General features: G+C 70.5%; 18 protein-coding genes and 1 pseudogene. 8 read left to right on the top strand and 11 right to left on the bottom strand.

All coding sequences use genetic code 11. The features are described from left to right. Window positions 1–28: 28 nt before the first annotated feature. The 5 genes and pseudogenes from L6E17_RS09115 to L6E17_RS09095 form a co-directional block, all read right to left on the bottom strand. The gene (locus L6E17_RS09115; protein WP_236240236.1) at window positions 29–271 is read right to left on the bottom strand and encodes a hypothetical protein; all 243 of its coding nucleotides are present in this window, start codon (window positions 269–271) and stop codon (window positions 29–31) included. 181 nt (window positions 272–452) lie between these two features. Further along, window positions 453–833 carry a hypothetical protein gene (locus tag L6E17_RS09110; RefSeq protein WP_236240235.1) on the bottom strand — a complete coding sequence of 127 codons (381 nt, stop codon included), beginning with the start codon at window positions 831–833 and terminating at the stop codon, window positions 453–455. Window positions 834–1121: 288 nt separating this feature from the next. Next, window positions 1122–1502, bottom strand: a pseudogene (locus L6E17_RS09105) (NAD(P)-binding domain-containing protein); the annotation flags it as partial. 67 nt (window positions 1503–1569) lie between these two features. Then, on the bottom strand, window positions 1570–2304 hold the full coding sequence (locus tag L6E17_RS09100; protein WP_374109026.1) for an aquaporin: 735 nt from the start codon (window positions 2302–2304) through the stop codon (window positions 1570–1572). 96 nt (window positions 2305–2400) lie between these two features. After that, the gene (locus tag L6E17_RS09095) at window positions 2401–2706 is read right to left on the bottom strand and encodes a metalloregulator ArsR/SmtB family transcription factor (RefSeq protein WP_236240234.1); all 306 of its coding nucleotides are present in this window, start codon (window positions 2704–2706) and stop codon (window positions 2401–2403) included. A gap of 118 nt (window positions 2707–2824) precedes the next feature. On the opposite strand from L6E17_RS09095, the gene L6E17_RS09090 reads away from it, so the two are divergent. From L6E17_RS09090 to chrA, 5 genes are all read left to right on the top strand, one after another. Beyond that, on the top strand, window positions 2825–3466 hold the full coding sequence (locus L6E17_RS09090; RefSeq protein WP_236240233.1) for a low molecular weight phosphatase family protein: 642 nt from the start codon (window positions 2825–2827) through the stop codon (window positions 3464–3466). A 60-nt stretch (window positions 3467–3526) separates the two neighbouring features. Further along, window positions 3527–3958, top strand: coding sequence for an arsenate reductase ArsC (locus L6E17_RS09085; RefSeq protein ID WP_236240232.1), 432 nt, complete (start codon window positions 3527–3529; stop codon window positions 3956–3958). Between the two features lie 8 nt (window positions 3959–3966). Continuing rightward, window positions 3967–4968 (top strand): thioredoxin-disulfide reductase, encoded by a 1002-nt coding sequence (gene trxB / locus L6E17_RS09080; protein WP_236240231.1) that lies wholly within the window; start codon window positions 3967–3969, stop codon window positions 4966–4968. Between the two features lie 76 nt (window positions 4969–5044). After that, window positions 5045–5374: a thioredoxin gene (trxA, locus tag L6E17_RS09075; RefSeq protein ID WP_236240230.1), complete on the top strand. Its 330-nt coding sequence runs from the start codon at window positions 5045–5047 to the stop codon at window positions 5372–5374. A gap of 82 nt (window positions 5375–5456) precedes the next feature. Further along, window positions 5457–6515 carry a chromate efflux transporter gene (chrA, locus tag L6E17_RS09070; protein ID WP_236240229.1) on the top strand — a complete coding sequence of 353 codons (1059 nt, stop codon included), beginning with the start codon at window positions 5457–5459 and terminating at the stop codon, window positions 6513–6515. A 252-nt stretch (window positions 6516–6767) separates the two neighbouring features. Here chrA and L6E17_RS09065 read toward each other — a convergent pair whose 3' ends face one another. Beyond that, window positions 6768–7175, bottom strand: coding sequence for a MerR family DNA-binding protein (locus L6E17_RS09065; RefSeq protein ID WP_236240228.1), 408 nt, complete (start codon window positions 7173–7175; stop codon window positions 6768–6770). Between the two features lie 80 nt (window positions 7176–7255). On the opposite strand from L6E17_RS09065, the gene L6E17_RS09060 reads away from it, so the two are divergent. After that, window positions 7256–7423: a hypothetical protein gene (locus L6E17_RS09060; RefSeq protein ID WP_236240227.1), complete on the top strand. Its 168-nt coding sequence runs from the start codon at window positions 7256–7258 to the stop codon at window positions 7421–7423. 106 nt (window positions 7424–7529) lie between these two features. On the opposite strand, the gene L6E17_RS09055 is transcribed toward L6E17_RS09060, so the two are convergent. From L6E17_RS09055 to L6E17_RS09035, 5 genes are all read right to left on the bottom strand, one after another. Beyond that, on the bottom strand, window positions 7530–8240 hold the full coding sequence (locus tag L6E17_RS09055) for a Crp/Fnr family transcriptional regulator (RefSeq protein ID WP_236240226.1): 711 nt from the start codon (window positions 8238–8240) through the stop codon (window positions 7530–7532). Between the two features lie 188 nt (window positions 8241–8428). After that, window positions 8429–8917 carry a hypothetical protein gene (locus L6E17_RS09050; protein ID WP_236240225.1) on the bottom strand — a complete coding sequence of 163 codons (489 nt, stop codon included), beginning with the start codon at window positions 8915–8917 and terminating at the stop codon, window positions 8429–8431. 111 nt (window positions 8918–9028) lie between these two features. Further along, window positions 9029–9838, bottom strand: a complete 810-nt coding sequence (locus L6E17_RS09045; protein WP_236240224.1) for a class I SAM-dependent methyltransferase — start codon at window positions 9836–9838, stop codon at window positions 9029–9031. Next, window positions 9835–11403, bottom strand: a complete 1569-nt coding sequence (locus L6E17_RS09040) for a radical SAM protein (protein ID WP_236240223.1) — start codon at window positions 11401–11403, stop codon at window positions 9835–9837. Before L6E17_RS09040 ends, L6E17_RS09045 begins: the two co-directional genes overlap by 4 nt. A gap of 99 nt (window positions 11404–11502) precedes the next feature. Further along, on the bottom strand, window positions 11503–12021 hold the full coding sequence (locus L6E17_RS09035; protein ID WP_236240222.1) for a MauE/DoxX family redox-associated membrane protein: 519 nt from the start codon (window positions 12019–12021) through the stop codon (window positions 11503–11505). A 200-nt stretch (window positions 12022–12221) separates the two neighbouring features. On the opposite strand from L6E17_RS09035, the gene L6E17_RS09030 reads away from it, so the two are divergent. Next, entirely contained in the window at window positions 12222–13199 is a 978-nt protein-coding gene (locus L6E17_RS09030) for a DUF3179 domain-containing protein (RefSeq protein WP_236240221.1), read from the top strand. Then, the gene (locus L6E17_RS09025) at window positions 13196–13864 is read left to right on the top strand and encodes a hypothetical protein (protein ID WP_236240220.1); all 669 of its coding nucleotides are present in this window, start codon (window positions 13196–13198) and stop codon (window positions 13862–13864) included. The genes L6E17_RS09030 and L6E17_RS09025 overlap by 4 nt, the downstream gene beginning before the upstream one ends. Window positions 13865–13881: the final 17 nt, after the last annotated feature.

Here is a 13881-nt window from a genome sequence, read left to right as displayed (position 1 = left end):
AACCGCCCACAGGCAATGGCTTCCGTGGTCACAGCCGGGTGGTGAACTGGACGTTGGGCTGTTTACGCAGCCAGCCGCGATCGGTCAGGCTGAGTAGCTTCCCGCGCAGCAGCTCCAGCTTGCTCTTCGCGCTGATGTCCATTCCCGGCATCTCGCCGACCTGCCGGGCCATGGCGGGCCTGGTGGCCTGCCGCACGGCGGTGAGGATGCGCTGGTAGTCCGGCGGGAGCGTCGTCTCCTCCACGCCCGGTTCGCGGTGCGGGATCAGCATCACCGCCCAGCCGCAGCAGGTGCGAACCAGCGAGCCGGCCGGTCCCCGGGTGGGTCACCGGTTCACGTAGCGGTTCAGGTCACCGCCGAACCGAACCACCGTCCGTGGACGTGCTCGGCTGGGACACCCAGCCGAGCACGTCCACCGGTTGCTCAGATCCCCACGCGAGGGGGCACCGGGGTCAAGAGCTGACGGGCGTGGTCAGGGTGGGGGTGCTGACGACCCTCGCGCAGATGGCGAAGACCTTCAGCTTCCCGGGGTTGGTGGTGTCGGTGTTCGTGGCGAACGCCCACCATGCCTCTCCGCTGATCGGCTGGGTCGAGTGCAGCAGGTACCGCTCGGCATGGGAGTTGCCCGCGATGACGCTGGCGCCCCCGCCCGTCCGGGTCTCACCGGGCGGACAGACGGCCTGGGCCGCAGCCCGGCCGGGGAAGCCGCCGGAGGCGACCGGGATGGTCACCTCGTTCTCCACGACGCGCACGATGTCGTCGGCCTGGGCCACAGCGGCCGGCCCCATCACCATCGCCGCGGCCGCGGCGGCTACGAGACACTTCTTCAGCACGAGATGCCCTGCTTTCGCTCGGATACAGGAAAGACGTCACACCGGGTGTGAGCCGCCCCAGGTGTATCGCCGTACCTGACCAAACCTTCGGACGACATTTCGAAACACGCTCACGTGGCGCACGTGATCCACTCCGACAGCCGACCTCGAACTGATGGGTGACGTATCCCGTCAAGCCAGCTGCTGACGGACGATCTTCCCCGCAGACCGCCGTCCGCGACCAGCGTGAGTACCCCGACAAGCCGACATACCAGCTCTTTGACCTGCGGCTTCAAGTTGGCGGAGGCTCAGTGCTCGGGTGTGCCAGGTGCCGGAGTCGGTGCGGGCCAGCAGCCGTCCGTCGGCGGTGCTCTCGATCGCGTGGACGGTGACGGGGCGGTGGACGGCCAGCTCGTACCGCTTCTCGTAGTCGGCCAGGTACGCGGTGACGTGCTCGGCGTCCGGGTAGGTCTGACCGGTCTGCTGTGGCATGGCCCGGCCGGGCAGCGAGGAGTAGGCGGCCGGGGAGAACAGGCGCAGGCTGTCCCAGTAGTGCTGCCAGGCGCCGCCCGGCGCGGTGGAGGCGTCGAGGATGGCGAAGTCGAGCTTCGCGCGGCGCAGGTAGTAGCCGGCCGCGAGCCCGGCCTGGCCACCGCCGACGACCAGGACCTGCGTGTGGTGCTCACTCAACGCTGCCTCCGGGGACACGGTCGAAGGCCGCCGCCACCGCTGGCGCGGGGTGTGGCGGCCGGGGCGGCTACTTGCGGCCGGTGCGATGGGTGAAGATCAGTGCGACCAGGGCCAGGCCGACCACGCCGCCGACCAGCTGCATGCCGATGAAGCCGGGCAGCGAGGCGGGGGCGATGCCGGCGAAGGTGTCGGTGAACGCTCGGCCGATCGACACCGCGGGGTTGGCGAAGGAGGTGGAGGAGGTGAACCAGTAGGCGGCGCCGATGTAGGAGGCGACCGCGACGGGGGCGAACCGCAGGAGGTCGCTCTTGCCCAGGCCGAAGATCAGCAGGATCAGTCCGGCAGTGGCGACGACCTCGCCCAGCAGCAGGTGCCCGGCCGAACGGTCGTGCGTGGACCACTCCACGAGGGCTTTACCGAATATCGCGTCGGCGAGCACCGCGCCGCCGATCGCCCCGGCGATCTGCGCCGGGATGTAGGCGGCGACCTCCCGTACGGTCAGGCCCTGGGGGTCGTTGCGGCCGGACCACCACTCGGCGAGGGTGACGACTGGGTTGAAGTGCGCGCCGGAGACCGGGCCGAGCAGCAGGATCAGGACGCCGAGGCCGAACACTGTGGCCAGGGAGTTGGCGAGCAGCTGCAAGCCCACGTCCTTGGTCAGCTCGGTGGCCTGGATGCCGGAGCCGACCACGACCGCGACGAGCGCGGCGGTGCCGACCAGCTCGGCCGCGACCCGGTTCAGCAGCGGCACCGCGGGCGGCTCGACCGCCAGCGGCTCCTCGGTCTGGCTGGCGAGGTTCACGGGGACAGTCTCGGATCTCGCCTCGTCTATGGCGCTCAAGGACACTCCTGGTGCAGGGCGGGGCAGGGCCGCCAGTGGGGGCTGTGGTGGTGGGGGTCAGCAGGAGCGTTTGCGGCCTGCTGCCGCGCGGGCGGTGGCGGCCAGCCCGGCAAGGTCCGCGGCCAAGGCATCGATGGCCTCGGGGCGGAGCGAGTAGTAGGTGAAGCGCCCGCAGGGCTCGGCGTCCACGAGGCCGGCGTCCCTCAAGGTCTTGAGGTGGTTCGACAGGTTGGTCTGTCTGGCGCCGGTCTCCTCCACGAGGTGGGTCGTGCACAGCGCCTCGCGGGCGAGAAGCTGGACGATCTGCATCCGCAGCGGGTCGGCCAAGACCTTCAATACATCACTGTCGACTGACGTCACCATGGGGTGATACGTTACCCGGTGTGAGGCCTCCTGGCGAGCCCCTTGCCCGGCCGCGACCGGGGTTCACCTGCGATTCCCCGCATCCACATCCTGCTGCCTCGATGGGCTGGACCCTGCGATGACCGACTCCACGCCGCCCGTGCCGGACGACCGGCTCCTGGCTGGCGCCGCGCACCTGGCCAGCCGCTACGACGGGACCTTCGCACCGGAGACCGTCCTCAAGCTGCTCGCCGACTCCTACCGGCTCCTCGCCGAGCAGGCCACCGTCCGATCGCACCTGATCGTGCTGGCCGAACGCCTTGCGGACGAGCGCCTCGCCGCGCTCGCCCACACCCATGCCGAGGCGGCCGTGGCGGTGCCGCGGGTGCTGTTCGTGTGCTCAGGCAACGCCGGACGCTCCCAGCTCGCCGCCGCCATCCTCAGCCATCTCGCCCAGGGAACCGTCCAGGTCTCCTCGGCCGGCACCCAGCCGGCCGCCGACCTGGACGCTCACATCGCCGAGGTGCTCGCCGAGGCCGGTGTGCCGCTCGCCGACGACGTGTTCCCCAAGCCGCTGACCGAGGAGGTGGTGGCCGCCGCCGACGTGGTGGTCACCATGGGCTGCGGCGACGCCTGCCCGATCCCGGCCGGGCGCCGCTACCTGGACTGGCCCGTCCCTGACCCGGACGGCGCCCCGATCGAGCGCGTGCGCGCGATCCGCGACCAGATCGGCTCTCGCGTCCAGGCCCTCCTCGCCGACCTCACTGAAGCCCCGAAGTAGACCCCTGGGCCCACCCCGCACCGCGCCCGCACCACCGCACAACGAAGGACACCCCTACCGATGACCACCGCGCCGCTCGCCTCCGTGCTGTTCGTCTGCATCCACAACGCCGGCCGCTCCCAGATGGCCGCCGGGTTCCTGACCCACCTCGCGGGCGACCGCGTCGAGGTCCGCTCGGCCGGTTCCATGCCGGGTGACCAGGTCAACCCCTCCGCGGTCGCCGCGATGGCCGAGCTCGGTATCGACATCTCCGACCAGAAGCCGAAGATCCTCACCACCGAGGCCGTCCAGGCGTCCGACTACGTGATCACGATGGGCTGCGGCGACGCCTGCCCGTACTTCCCCGGCAAGAAGTACCTCGACTGGAAGTTGGACGACCCGGCCGGCCAGGGCGTCGAGGCCGTCCGCCCGATCCGTGACGAGATCAAGGGCCTCATTGAGGGCCTCATCGCCGAGATCGACACCAAGGCCGCCCAGAGCCAGGAGAGCTGAGCATCTTCATGAGCGACAACAGAAGTGCCGACGGGGTGCGCGAGGTCGTCATCATAGGCTCCGGCCCCGCCGGCTACACCGCCGCCCTCTACACCGCCCGCGCCCAGCTCAAGCCCCTGCTGTTCGGCAGCTCCATCTTCGTCGGCGGCTCACTGACCACCACCACCGAGGTCGAGAACTTCCCCGGCTTCCCGAACGGCATCGACGGCCCGGACCTGATGACGAACATGCGGGCCCAGGCCGAGAAGTTCGGTGCCGAGATGGTCGACGACGACATTGTCTCCGTCGACCTCACCGGCGAGATCAAGCTGCTGACCGACTCCGAGGGCACCGTCCACCGCGCCAAGACCGTGATCGTGGCGACCGGCTCCGGCTACCGCAAGCTCGGCATCCCGCGAGAGGACGAACTCTCCGGCCGCGGCGTGTCCTGGTGCGCCACCTGCGACGGCTTCTTCTTCCGCGGCAAGGACGTGATCGTGGTCGGCGGGGGCGACACCGCCCTCGAGGAGGCCACCTTCCTCACCCGGTTCGCGAACTCCGTGACCGTCGTTCACCGCCGCGACACCCTGCGCGCGTCGAAGGCGATGCAGAACCGGGCGTTCGCCGACCCGAAGATCACCTTCGCCTGGAACAGCGAGATCGCCGCCATCCACGGCGACAAGCTCGTCTCCGGCGTCACCCTGCGCGACACCGCCACCGGCGAGGAGCGCGAACTGGCCGCCTCTGGTGTGTTCATCGCGATCGGCCACGACCCGCGCACCGAACTGTTCACGGGCCAGCTCGACCTCGATCACGAGGGCTACCTCAAGGTCGACTCGCCCTCCACCCGCACCAACCTGCCGGGCGTCTTCGGCGCGGGCGACGTCGTCGACCACACCTACCGCCAGGCCATCACCGCTGCTGGCTCCGGCTGCCAGGCCGCGCTCGACGCCGAGCGATTTCTCGCCGCCCTCGCCGACGAGGCCGCCGGTCTCGGCGAGGACACCCCCGAGCTCGAACCCGTCGCCTGACGCGACACCCCTATCCGCTTCCCCGTCGTCCCCGGGCGCATCCGTGCCCGGGGACGCCTCGACACCGGAGCCACTTATGGCCGGCACCACCATCACCGTCACCGACGAGACCTTTGCCCAAACCGTCCTCGCCAGCGACAAGCCCGTCCTGGTCGACTTCTGGGCCGCCTGGTGCGGACCCTGCCGCCAGATCGCCCCCGTCCTCGACCAGATCGCCACCGAGAACGCCGACAAGATCACCATCGCGAAGCTCGACGCCGACGCCAACCCGGAGACCACCCTCAAGTACGGGGTGCTGTCCCTGCCCACCCTGCACCTCTTCAAGAGCGGACAGATTGTCCACACCATCACCGGCGCCAAGCCCAAGGCCGCGCTCTGGGCCGACCTCGCCGAGCACCTGCCGTAGGCGGCCCCGGCCACGCCGGGTCCGCCTCGGGTGGGTAGGGTCGCGGCGCGAACCGGCAGACCGACACATGAATGGAGCCCCGGTGGGCGGAACGGACGAGCCCGCTGGGCAGCGGGTCGGGCTGGGGACGATCGTCCGGGAGTGGGGCCGGATCGGCTCGATCGGGTTCGGTGGTCCACCCACCCACATCGCTCTGCTACGGCAGTTGTGCGTGGAGCGGCGGGGGTGGATCACGGCAGCGGAGTTCGAGGACGGCATCGCGGCCACGAACCTTCTGCCCGGACCGGCCTCGACCCAGTTGGCGATCTTCACCGCCTGGCGGCTGCGCGGCATCCCCGGAGCGCTGCTCGGCGGAGCCGCGTTCATCGTGCCCGGCCTGGTCATGATCCTCGCCCTGGCCGCGCTGTTCCTGGCCGGCAGCCCACCCTTGTGGGTGCTCGGCGCCGCAGCGGGTGCCGGGGCCGCGGTCGCGGCGGTCGCCGTCCAAGCGGCGACGGCGCTGATACCCGCGAGCTGGAAACGCGCCGGCACCACCCGGGCCGCACGAGCCCGTTGGGCCGGCTACTTCCTGGCAGGAGGCACGGCGGCAGTGCTCGTCGGTCCGTGGATGGTCCTGATCCTCATCGCCTGTGGGCTCCTGGAGGTCGCCATCCGCACCCGCGAGAGCGCCAAGGTCCCCAGGCGCCACTCGATGTGGCCGCTGCCGCTCGCGACGGCCGCGCCCGCAGCCACCGGCCTGCTGGCACTGGCGTGGGTGGCATTCAAGGTCGGTGCGCTGTCGTACAGCGGCGGGTTCGTCATCATCCCACTGATGCAGGCCGACGCCGTCCACACATACCACTGGATGGCCGACAGCCAGTTCCTCAACGCGGTCGCACTCGGCCAGATCACCCCCGGCCCCGTCGTCCAGACCGTCGCCGTCGTCGGCTACGCCGCGGCCGGAATCCCCGGCGGACTGCTCGCCGCCGCCGTCGCGTTCGCCCCCTCGTTCCTGTTCGTCATCCTCGGAGGCCCCCGCTTCGACGCCCTGCGCGCCAACGCCGGGGTGCAGGCGTTCCTCACCGGAGCCGGACCGGCCGTCATCGGCGCGATCACCGGTTTCGCCATCCCCCTCGCACTCGCCCTGCAACACTCCTGCTGATGGCAGTACGCGGTTCTCGCCGCAGCCGCCCTCTGGCACCTCGCCGCCCGCCGGGGCGTCGTCAGCGCACTCCTTGCCGCCGGAGCAGCGGGCATCGGCGCCGCGGTACTCGGCTGGCCGGTTGCCTGACACTCGGCGCCCTGCGCCTGGCCGCAGCCTCGTCAGGCACAGTCGGCGTGGGTTCCCGTGCACCTCGCACCGACCGACCCACCGCCCCCGCGGCAGGGCACCCGTGACGTAGCGAAGCCGGGGCTACGCGTCCTCGATGATCCCGCAGACGCCGGTGGATTCGTCGCCGGTGCGGTCGTCGGCTCGTTGCCGGGTTTCGATGAGCGTCTGGCGCAGAGCGAGCAGCTCGGCGACGGTGGTGTCGAGCTCGGCGATCCGGTCGTCGAGCAGACTGCGCACGGCGGCGCACGGTGAGGTGCCGCCGTCGCGGGCGGCGAGGATGTCGCGGATGTCGTCCAGGCGCAGGCCCAGGGCGCGGGCTCTGCGGATGAAGGTCAGCAGTTCGACGTGGCGCTGGTCGTAGAGCCGGTAGCCGGCCGTGGTCCGCTCGGCGGCGGGCAGCAGGCTCCTGGCCTCGTACACCCGCACCGCCTTGCGCGTGACCCCGGCGGCCTTCGCGGCTTGCCCGATCGTGAATCCTGGTAGCGCCATGCTCGTGCCTCCTCGCCTCCATTCTTGACCTTCACCCCGGGGCCGGGTTCTAGCGTCGGGGGTGTACGGATGAGGGCGCTGTGAGAGAGGTGATCACCATGCCGTTCCGTGAGGGCGAGGTCTACCGCTGCCCGGATGCGGCCTGCGGGTGCGAGCTGACCGTGACCAAGGCGGCTCCAGCCACGTGCACTGGCCAGCAGAGCCCGACGTGCTGCTGCGGCAAGACCATGGTGAAGAAGCCGGAGTAGAACCGACCCGTTGGCGTCGTGGTTCTGCGATGCCGGTGTTGTCCGTCCCGGTGGTACTCGCCGTGCCACCGGGACGGCCTGCCCCGGCTGACTGGGCGTGGCTTGGCTATCCGGCTTCGTCTTCCAGACGGGCCGCGTCCAGGACGGTGATGCGTCCGCGTGCGAGGCGGATCAGGCCGCGGTCGGCCAGGGCGCGCAGGACCTTGGTGCAGGTCTCGCGGGAGGTGCCGGCGAGGGCGGCGAGCTGTTCGTGGGTGAGGGCGATCTGTGGGTGGCGGGCGACGGGCCGCAGCGGTCCGGCCGGGGGTTGGGCGGTGGTCAGAGTGAGCAGTGTCGTGGCGATGCGCTGGGCGACGGACTTGAAGACGCTGTCGGAGAGCCGTTGTTCGAGGTCGGCGAGGCGTCGGCCGAGGATCGCGGTGATGCGGGCGGAGATACGGGCGTCGGCCAGCAGGAAGCGGTGCACGTCGGTGCGGCTCATGACGCACACCGTCGCGTCGTCGAGGGCTTCGGCGTAGTTGTCGTACATGCGCTGCCCGAGGAGCACCATCTCGCCGAAGATGGTGCCTGGGGTGATGATCGCGGTGGTCAGGGCGCGGCCGTCGGCGGAGACGCGGAAGATCCGCACCCGTCCCTTCTTGAGGATGAACAGCACCTCGCAGGGCTGAGTCGGGGCGTACAGCATTTCCCCGGCCGAGTAGGTCTTCATCGGCGCGGCGGCGGCGATGGCCTCCATTTCCTGTGCGGACAGGTCGCGGAAGATGTCGACCTCGGCCAGGCACCAGGTCCGTTCGGTGTCCGGACCGGTGTCGGTCATGTGGTGTGTCTCCTCGCGTCGTCCGGGTGCCCAGGGTGGGGGCGCGGCGCCCCATGCCGGGCTGGCCAGCGCGTCGGCGCCTTCGGCCAGACAGTAGGACATCACAGCGCCGGTCGGGACGTTGCCGCGCAGGGCAGTGCCCTGCGGCGGCGTATCGGGGCCGCCGGTCTGTTCGGGCGGTCGTGGCGTCATCGCCTGTTCGGGCCCGTTCGCTTGCCCATCGCCTGCGCGATGGAGGCGAAGGCCAGGCCGGCGAGCAGCCCGAAGACGAGGTGGGCGCCGAGGCTGGAGCTGGTGACGTCGTTCCATTCGAAGACCGGCATGCCCATGTTGGCGGGCATGATCCACAGGGCGCCGACCGTCCACCACACCGCGCCGTAGGCGAGGCCGAGGGCGACGGCGGGCGCGGTGCGCTGGGCGTAGGGCCCCAGCACCACGCCGAAGCCGGTGCCGGCGAAGGTGGCGATGGCCAGGTGGATCAGCCAGCCCGCGAAGGCATTGGTGGAGCCGAGGAGGCCGGCGACCATGGTGATCATCGACGTGTCCGGCATCGGCGTGGACACGGACATCCATATACCCATCCCGACGCCGCCGACCAGGCCGGCCGCCGCACCCCACACCGCGTGGTGGAGGGGGATGACGGCGGTTCTCTCCGAGATCTGCTTGGTGATTGTCATGAGGGGAGCCCTCTCCTGCTGAGGGATCTTGTTTTCGTTCTGACGCTAGGACCAATGACCCGGGCGGGTATGTGAGGGCGCTTACGTACGGGCCGGTAGGGCCGAAGGCGATCAGGGGGATTTCTCGGCGATCAGCAGGGCGTAGCCGAGGGTGCCGTCCGCGACGGCTGCGCGAGCCGCTTCCAGGACGGCCGGGGCGGCGTCGAGGTCCACGCCGGCGTCGGTCAGCCGGGGTGCGGCGGTGACGCGTAGCAGGTTCAGTCTCGCCTCGATCTGGTCGATCATCCGGGTCATGGCCGCGTCGTGGCGTTCGGTTCGGACGGTGCGCAGCCCCGCTGAGGCCAGGAGTCGGGCGTACTCGTCGAGGGGTCGGGCGTCGGCGATGCAGGCGATCCGGGCGGCGAGGGATGTCAGCTGCGGTGGGAGGCGGTCGGGGACGGCGGTGACATCGGTGATGCCCAGTCGGCCGCCGGGTTTGAGCACGCGGGCGAACTCGGCTGCGGCTCGTTCCTTGTCGGGGAAGGTGCACAGGGCGCACTCGCACACCACCGCGTCGAAGAGACCGTCCGGGTAGGGGAGTTGCTCGGCGTCGCCGGTGGCGAAGGCTGTGCGGTCGGCGAGTCCGGCGGCCTGGGCCGCGCCTTGGGCGAGGGCGGTGTTGGCCCGGGAGTAGTCCACCGCGTCCACCCGCACGTGGTAGGCGTCGGCGAGGAGCAGGGCGGTGGTGCCGCGCCCGGAGGCCACATCGAGGACACGGCCGTCCTGCGGCAGGGCGAGGCCGTCGGCAAGGCGTCTGGTGAGGGCGGTGCCGCCGGGGTGGTAGGAGTCGCCGAGGAGCAGGGTGACGATGTCGGAGGAGTACGCGGCGGCGCAGCACGCCTTCAGCTCGTCGCCGGACGGATCGGCATCTGGCTGCGTCATCGCGGGTCCTCCTGCGCGGTGGCGCGGGCGGTTTTGGAACCGTACGGCGTGGTCGTGAGCCGGTCGGCGAGCGGCAGGGCGTTGGGCACGACGTCGGCGACGGGGACGCTGGACATCTGGGCGCGGACCTGTTCGCGGTAGCCGACGGAGTTGTACGCGCAGAACGGGATGAGCCGCCCGTCGGGGGTGATCTCCTCGACGCAGCACTTCATGAGCTGCTTGACGTTGAGGGTGTAGGGGTCCTGGAAGTCCTGGACGACGATCATGAACGCCTTGTCGTTCAACCCCTTGATCGCCTCCGGCAGGTCGATGCCGCAGGCGTCGGCGCAGTCCAGCGCCTCGGCGGTGGCGCGGAGTTGCTCCTCGGTGGTGGCGGTGCCCATGAACGCCGAGGCGGACCAGAGTTTCTCCAGTGCCTCGCGGATGGCGGTGTCGGGCATGACGCGGTTGGTGACGTAGTCGAGGTAGTCCTCGACCTGGAGGAGCCGCGGGATGGGGACTACGGTGCGGTTGCCGGGCTCGCCGTCGACGAGGAGGTAGGTGATGGAGCGGCAGGTGGGGAAGCAGCAGGGGACGGGGAAGAAGTCGCCCTTCTGGAACCAGTTCGGCCGCTGTTCGTTGATCAGCCTGATGACGTCGGGGTTGGTGAGGCGGTTCAGCGGGTCGAAGGCGACGTGGCGGCCGGAGTGGGTGACCGGCTGGAAGACGACCGAGCGGACGGCGGGGTGGTCGATGCCGTACTCGATGATCGCCCCGAGCTCGTGCTCGTTCAGGCGGCGTTCGACGGCGGCGACCAGGGTGACGGTGAGCCCGGCCTCGGCGCAGTTGTCCAGCGCCCGCTGCTTGAACGTCCGCAGGTCGCGGCCGCGGATCTCCAGGTGGGTGCGCTCCTCGAAGCCGTCGAACTGGAGGTAGATGTTGACCGACCTGCCGGGGACCTGGTTGCGCTTGCCGAGTTCGGCGACGAAGGTCTTGTCGGTGGCGAGGCGGATGCCGTTGGTGTTGAGGTTGACGTTGCGGATCGGGCGGTCCTGGGCGAGGTCGATGAAGTCGAGGATGTGCTTGTGGATGGTCGGCTCGCCGCCAGAGAACATCACCACCTCCGCCTCCCCCTCGGAGGCGACGAAGGCGTCGAGCATGGTCGCGCACTGCTCGTGGGTGATGGAGTAGCCGTCGCTGTGGTGGCCGGAGTCGGCGAAGCAGATCGGGCAGTCCAGGTTGCAGCCGGTGTTGACCTCGATGATTCCCAGGCAGGCGTGCTGCTTGTGTTCGGGGCACAGTCCGCAGTCGAGCGGGCAGCCGTCCCGTACCTCGGTCTGGAACGCCAGGGGAATGGTGCCGGGCTTGTTGAACCGCGCCGAGGCCAGGTACTCCTCGGCGTCCCCGTACGTCAGCGCCTCGAACTCGCCGTGTTCGCGGCAGCGTTTACGCAGGTAGACCTTGTTGTCGCGGATGTTGACCTGGGCGTCGATGGGCGTCTTGCACATCGGGCAGATGGACTTGGTGAACTCCACGAACACCTCGTCCCGGTCGACCTTGCGTCGCGGCGCGGATGCTTGGGTCATCGGGTGCTCCTCCAGTCACGTGGCGGCCGGGCTTGCACGCCCGGCGTGGGCGGTGCCGCCTCCTGCGGTGGCGGTCGGGGTGAACGGCGGTTCCGTCGGTCACTGGATGTCATGGACGTGTGGGGCGTCTTCCGCGTCCGGGCGATCCGGCCTGCCCCGGCCAGCCGCATCGGCTGGTGGGGTGGGGGACGAGCGGTAGTCCTCCGGCTCGGCAGCGGGGCGGCTGCGTGCCCCGTGCAGCAGCAGCCCGGCGTAGAAGAGAGTCAGGGCGTCCTGGGCGAGGACGAACCAGCTCAGCCGCTGGGACAGGTAGATCCCGAAGCAGCCGCAGTTGGCCACGGTGAGGCCGCGTGCGTATGCCTGCACGGCCAGCAGTGACCACACCACCGATACCGCCGTGTACACCCACACCGGGGCCAGCGCCTTCGAACGTGGGCGGGCCAGGAACCAGATCCCGCACACCAGCTCGCCCGCGATCAGCGCCACGGCCAGCGCGGTCGCGGCACCGCCGTCCACCAGCCCGTACGCGGCCAGAATCCCGGGCATGTGCCCGAAGGAGGCGAGCTGGCCGACCGCCATCGCCGTGTACACCGCACCGAGCACGATCCGCAGCACCATGAGCCGAACGTAGGCCCCCGCCAAGGGCAAGAACTGTAAGCGCGCTCACCGAACCGCCGTCGGGTACGCGGCACGATCGGTAGTGCGAGGCGGTGTCCGCCGCCACGCGAGCCGGTGTCCCGAGCCGTTTCGGGAGGTGCCAGGTGAACGGTCAGCAGTCCCCCCGCCCGACGAGAAGGCAGGCACTCAAGGGCGCGGGAGTGATCGGTGCGGTCACGGTCCTGCTCGTAGGCGGGGGTGTGATCGGCTGGCAGGCCCTCTCGGATCGCCCCTCCGATCCGGTGACGGCGGTGCAGGTGGGCCAGGATCCCTCGCTGGAGGCGCTGGCCGACTCGGCGGTGTCCGGCGGGCCGGGCAAGGACGGCATCCCCTCCGTCGACAAGCCCCGGTTCGTCCCGGCGAGCGAGGCCGGCTTCCTCTCCGACGACGATCCGGTGTTCGGTCTTGAACATCGGGGCGAGGTGCGGGCGTATCCGCAGCTGGTGCTGGTGTGGCACGAGATCGTCAACGACACCGTCGGCGGCGAGCCGCTCGCGGTCACCTACTGCCCCCTGACGGGCACGGTCATCGGGTTCGCCGCCCCGCCTGGCGTCCAGGACCTGACGTTCGGCACCACGGGCAAGCTGGTCAACTCCAACCTGCTGATGTACGACCGGCAGACCGGCTCCCAGTGGCCCCAGCTGCTCGGTGCCGCCGTCGACGGCCCGCTCAAGGGAACGAAGCTGGACACCGTCCCCCTGGTGTGGACCACCTGGCAGCAGTGGCGGGCCGCGCACCCCGACACCGAGGTGCTGTCCACCGACACCGGCGCGCTGCGCAGTTACGGCAGTGACCCGTACGGCTCCTACGACTCCTATCCCGACCGCAGCGGCTACTACGCCAAGGGCGGGCCGATCTTCCCCGTCCTGGCCACCAGTGGCCAGCTCGCCGACAAGGACGTCGTCATCGGCGTCCGGGTCGGCAAGGAGCGCCTCGCCATCGACAAGGACCTCGTCCGCACGGCCAGGACCGTGCGCGCCGATGTCGCGGGCACGCGGGTGGAGGCCCGCTGGGACGACCGGCTCGGCACCGCCCACGTCGTCCAGCAGGTGGGGGAGGGGTGGGAGCCGGCGGACTTCCTCGACTCGATGTGGTTCGCCTGGTACGCGTTCTACCCCAACGGCCAGGTGCGGACATGAGCGGGCCGCTGACCGTACTCGCCAAGACGGGCGACGCCTGGGACGCCGCCGTGGCCGCGATCGCGGCCACGCCCGGGCGGGTGCGTGCCGCCCTCGCCGTACGGCGCCACCGGCGGACCGGGCTGGTCGCCGCCGCCCTCGTGCTGGTCGCGTACCTGTTCTCCATCGGTGATCTCGCGGTGTCGGCCTCCGGCCGGTTCACCGGCGCCCCCGTCTTCCGGTCCGCTCCCGGACAGCTGTTCCAGGCCCGCGCCCCGTACCTGTTCGAGCCGGTCCTGGCCTGGCACCCCACCGACCACGTCGCGCTCTTCCTCAGCCCCGTCAACCTGCTGCTCGGCGCGGTTGTCGCCGCCCTGGTGGGGTGCAATGTCGCGGTCGCCGGACTCGCGGCGCGCCAAGCGGCCTCGTGCCGTCGCACCCGGTACGCGCGGCTGCTTGGCGTGCTCCCGGCGTTCCTGCTCGGGTTCGCCTGCTGCGTACCGACGTTCCTGCTCGTCCTCGGTACCGGTACCGCCGCGGCCCTGCTGCCCGTGCTGATCCCCCTGCGGCCTGTTTTCTACCCGCTCACGCTGCTGATGCTCACCGGAACGCTGGTGTGGGGCACGTCCCGGCTCGGCAGGGCCGATGGCCGGTCGAGTGGGGAAAGTCGCACAGCTGAGAGCTGAACGAACACGGCGACGAG

Source organism: Streptomyces sp. CC228A (assembly GCF_021390935.1).
GTDB lineage: Bacteria > Actinomycetota > Actinomycetes > Streptomycetales > Streptomycetaceae > Streptomyces.
This window is presented reverse-complemented; position numbering and strand designations above follow the sequence as displayed.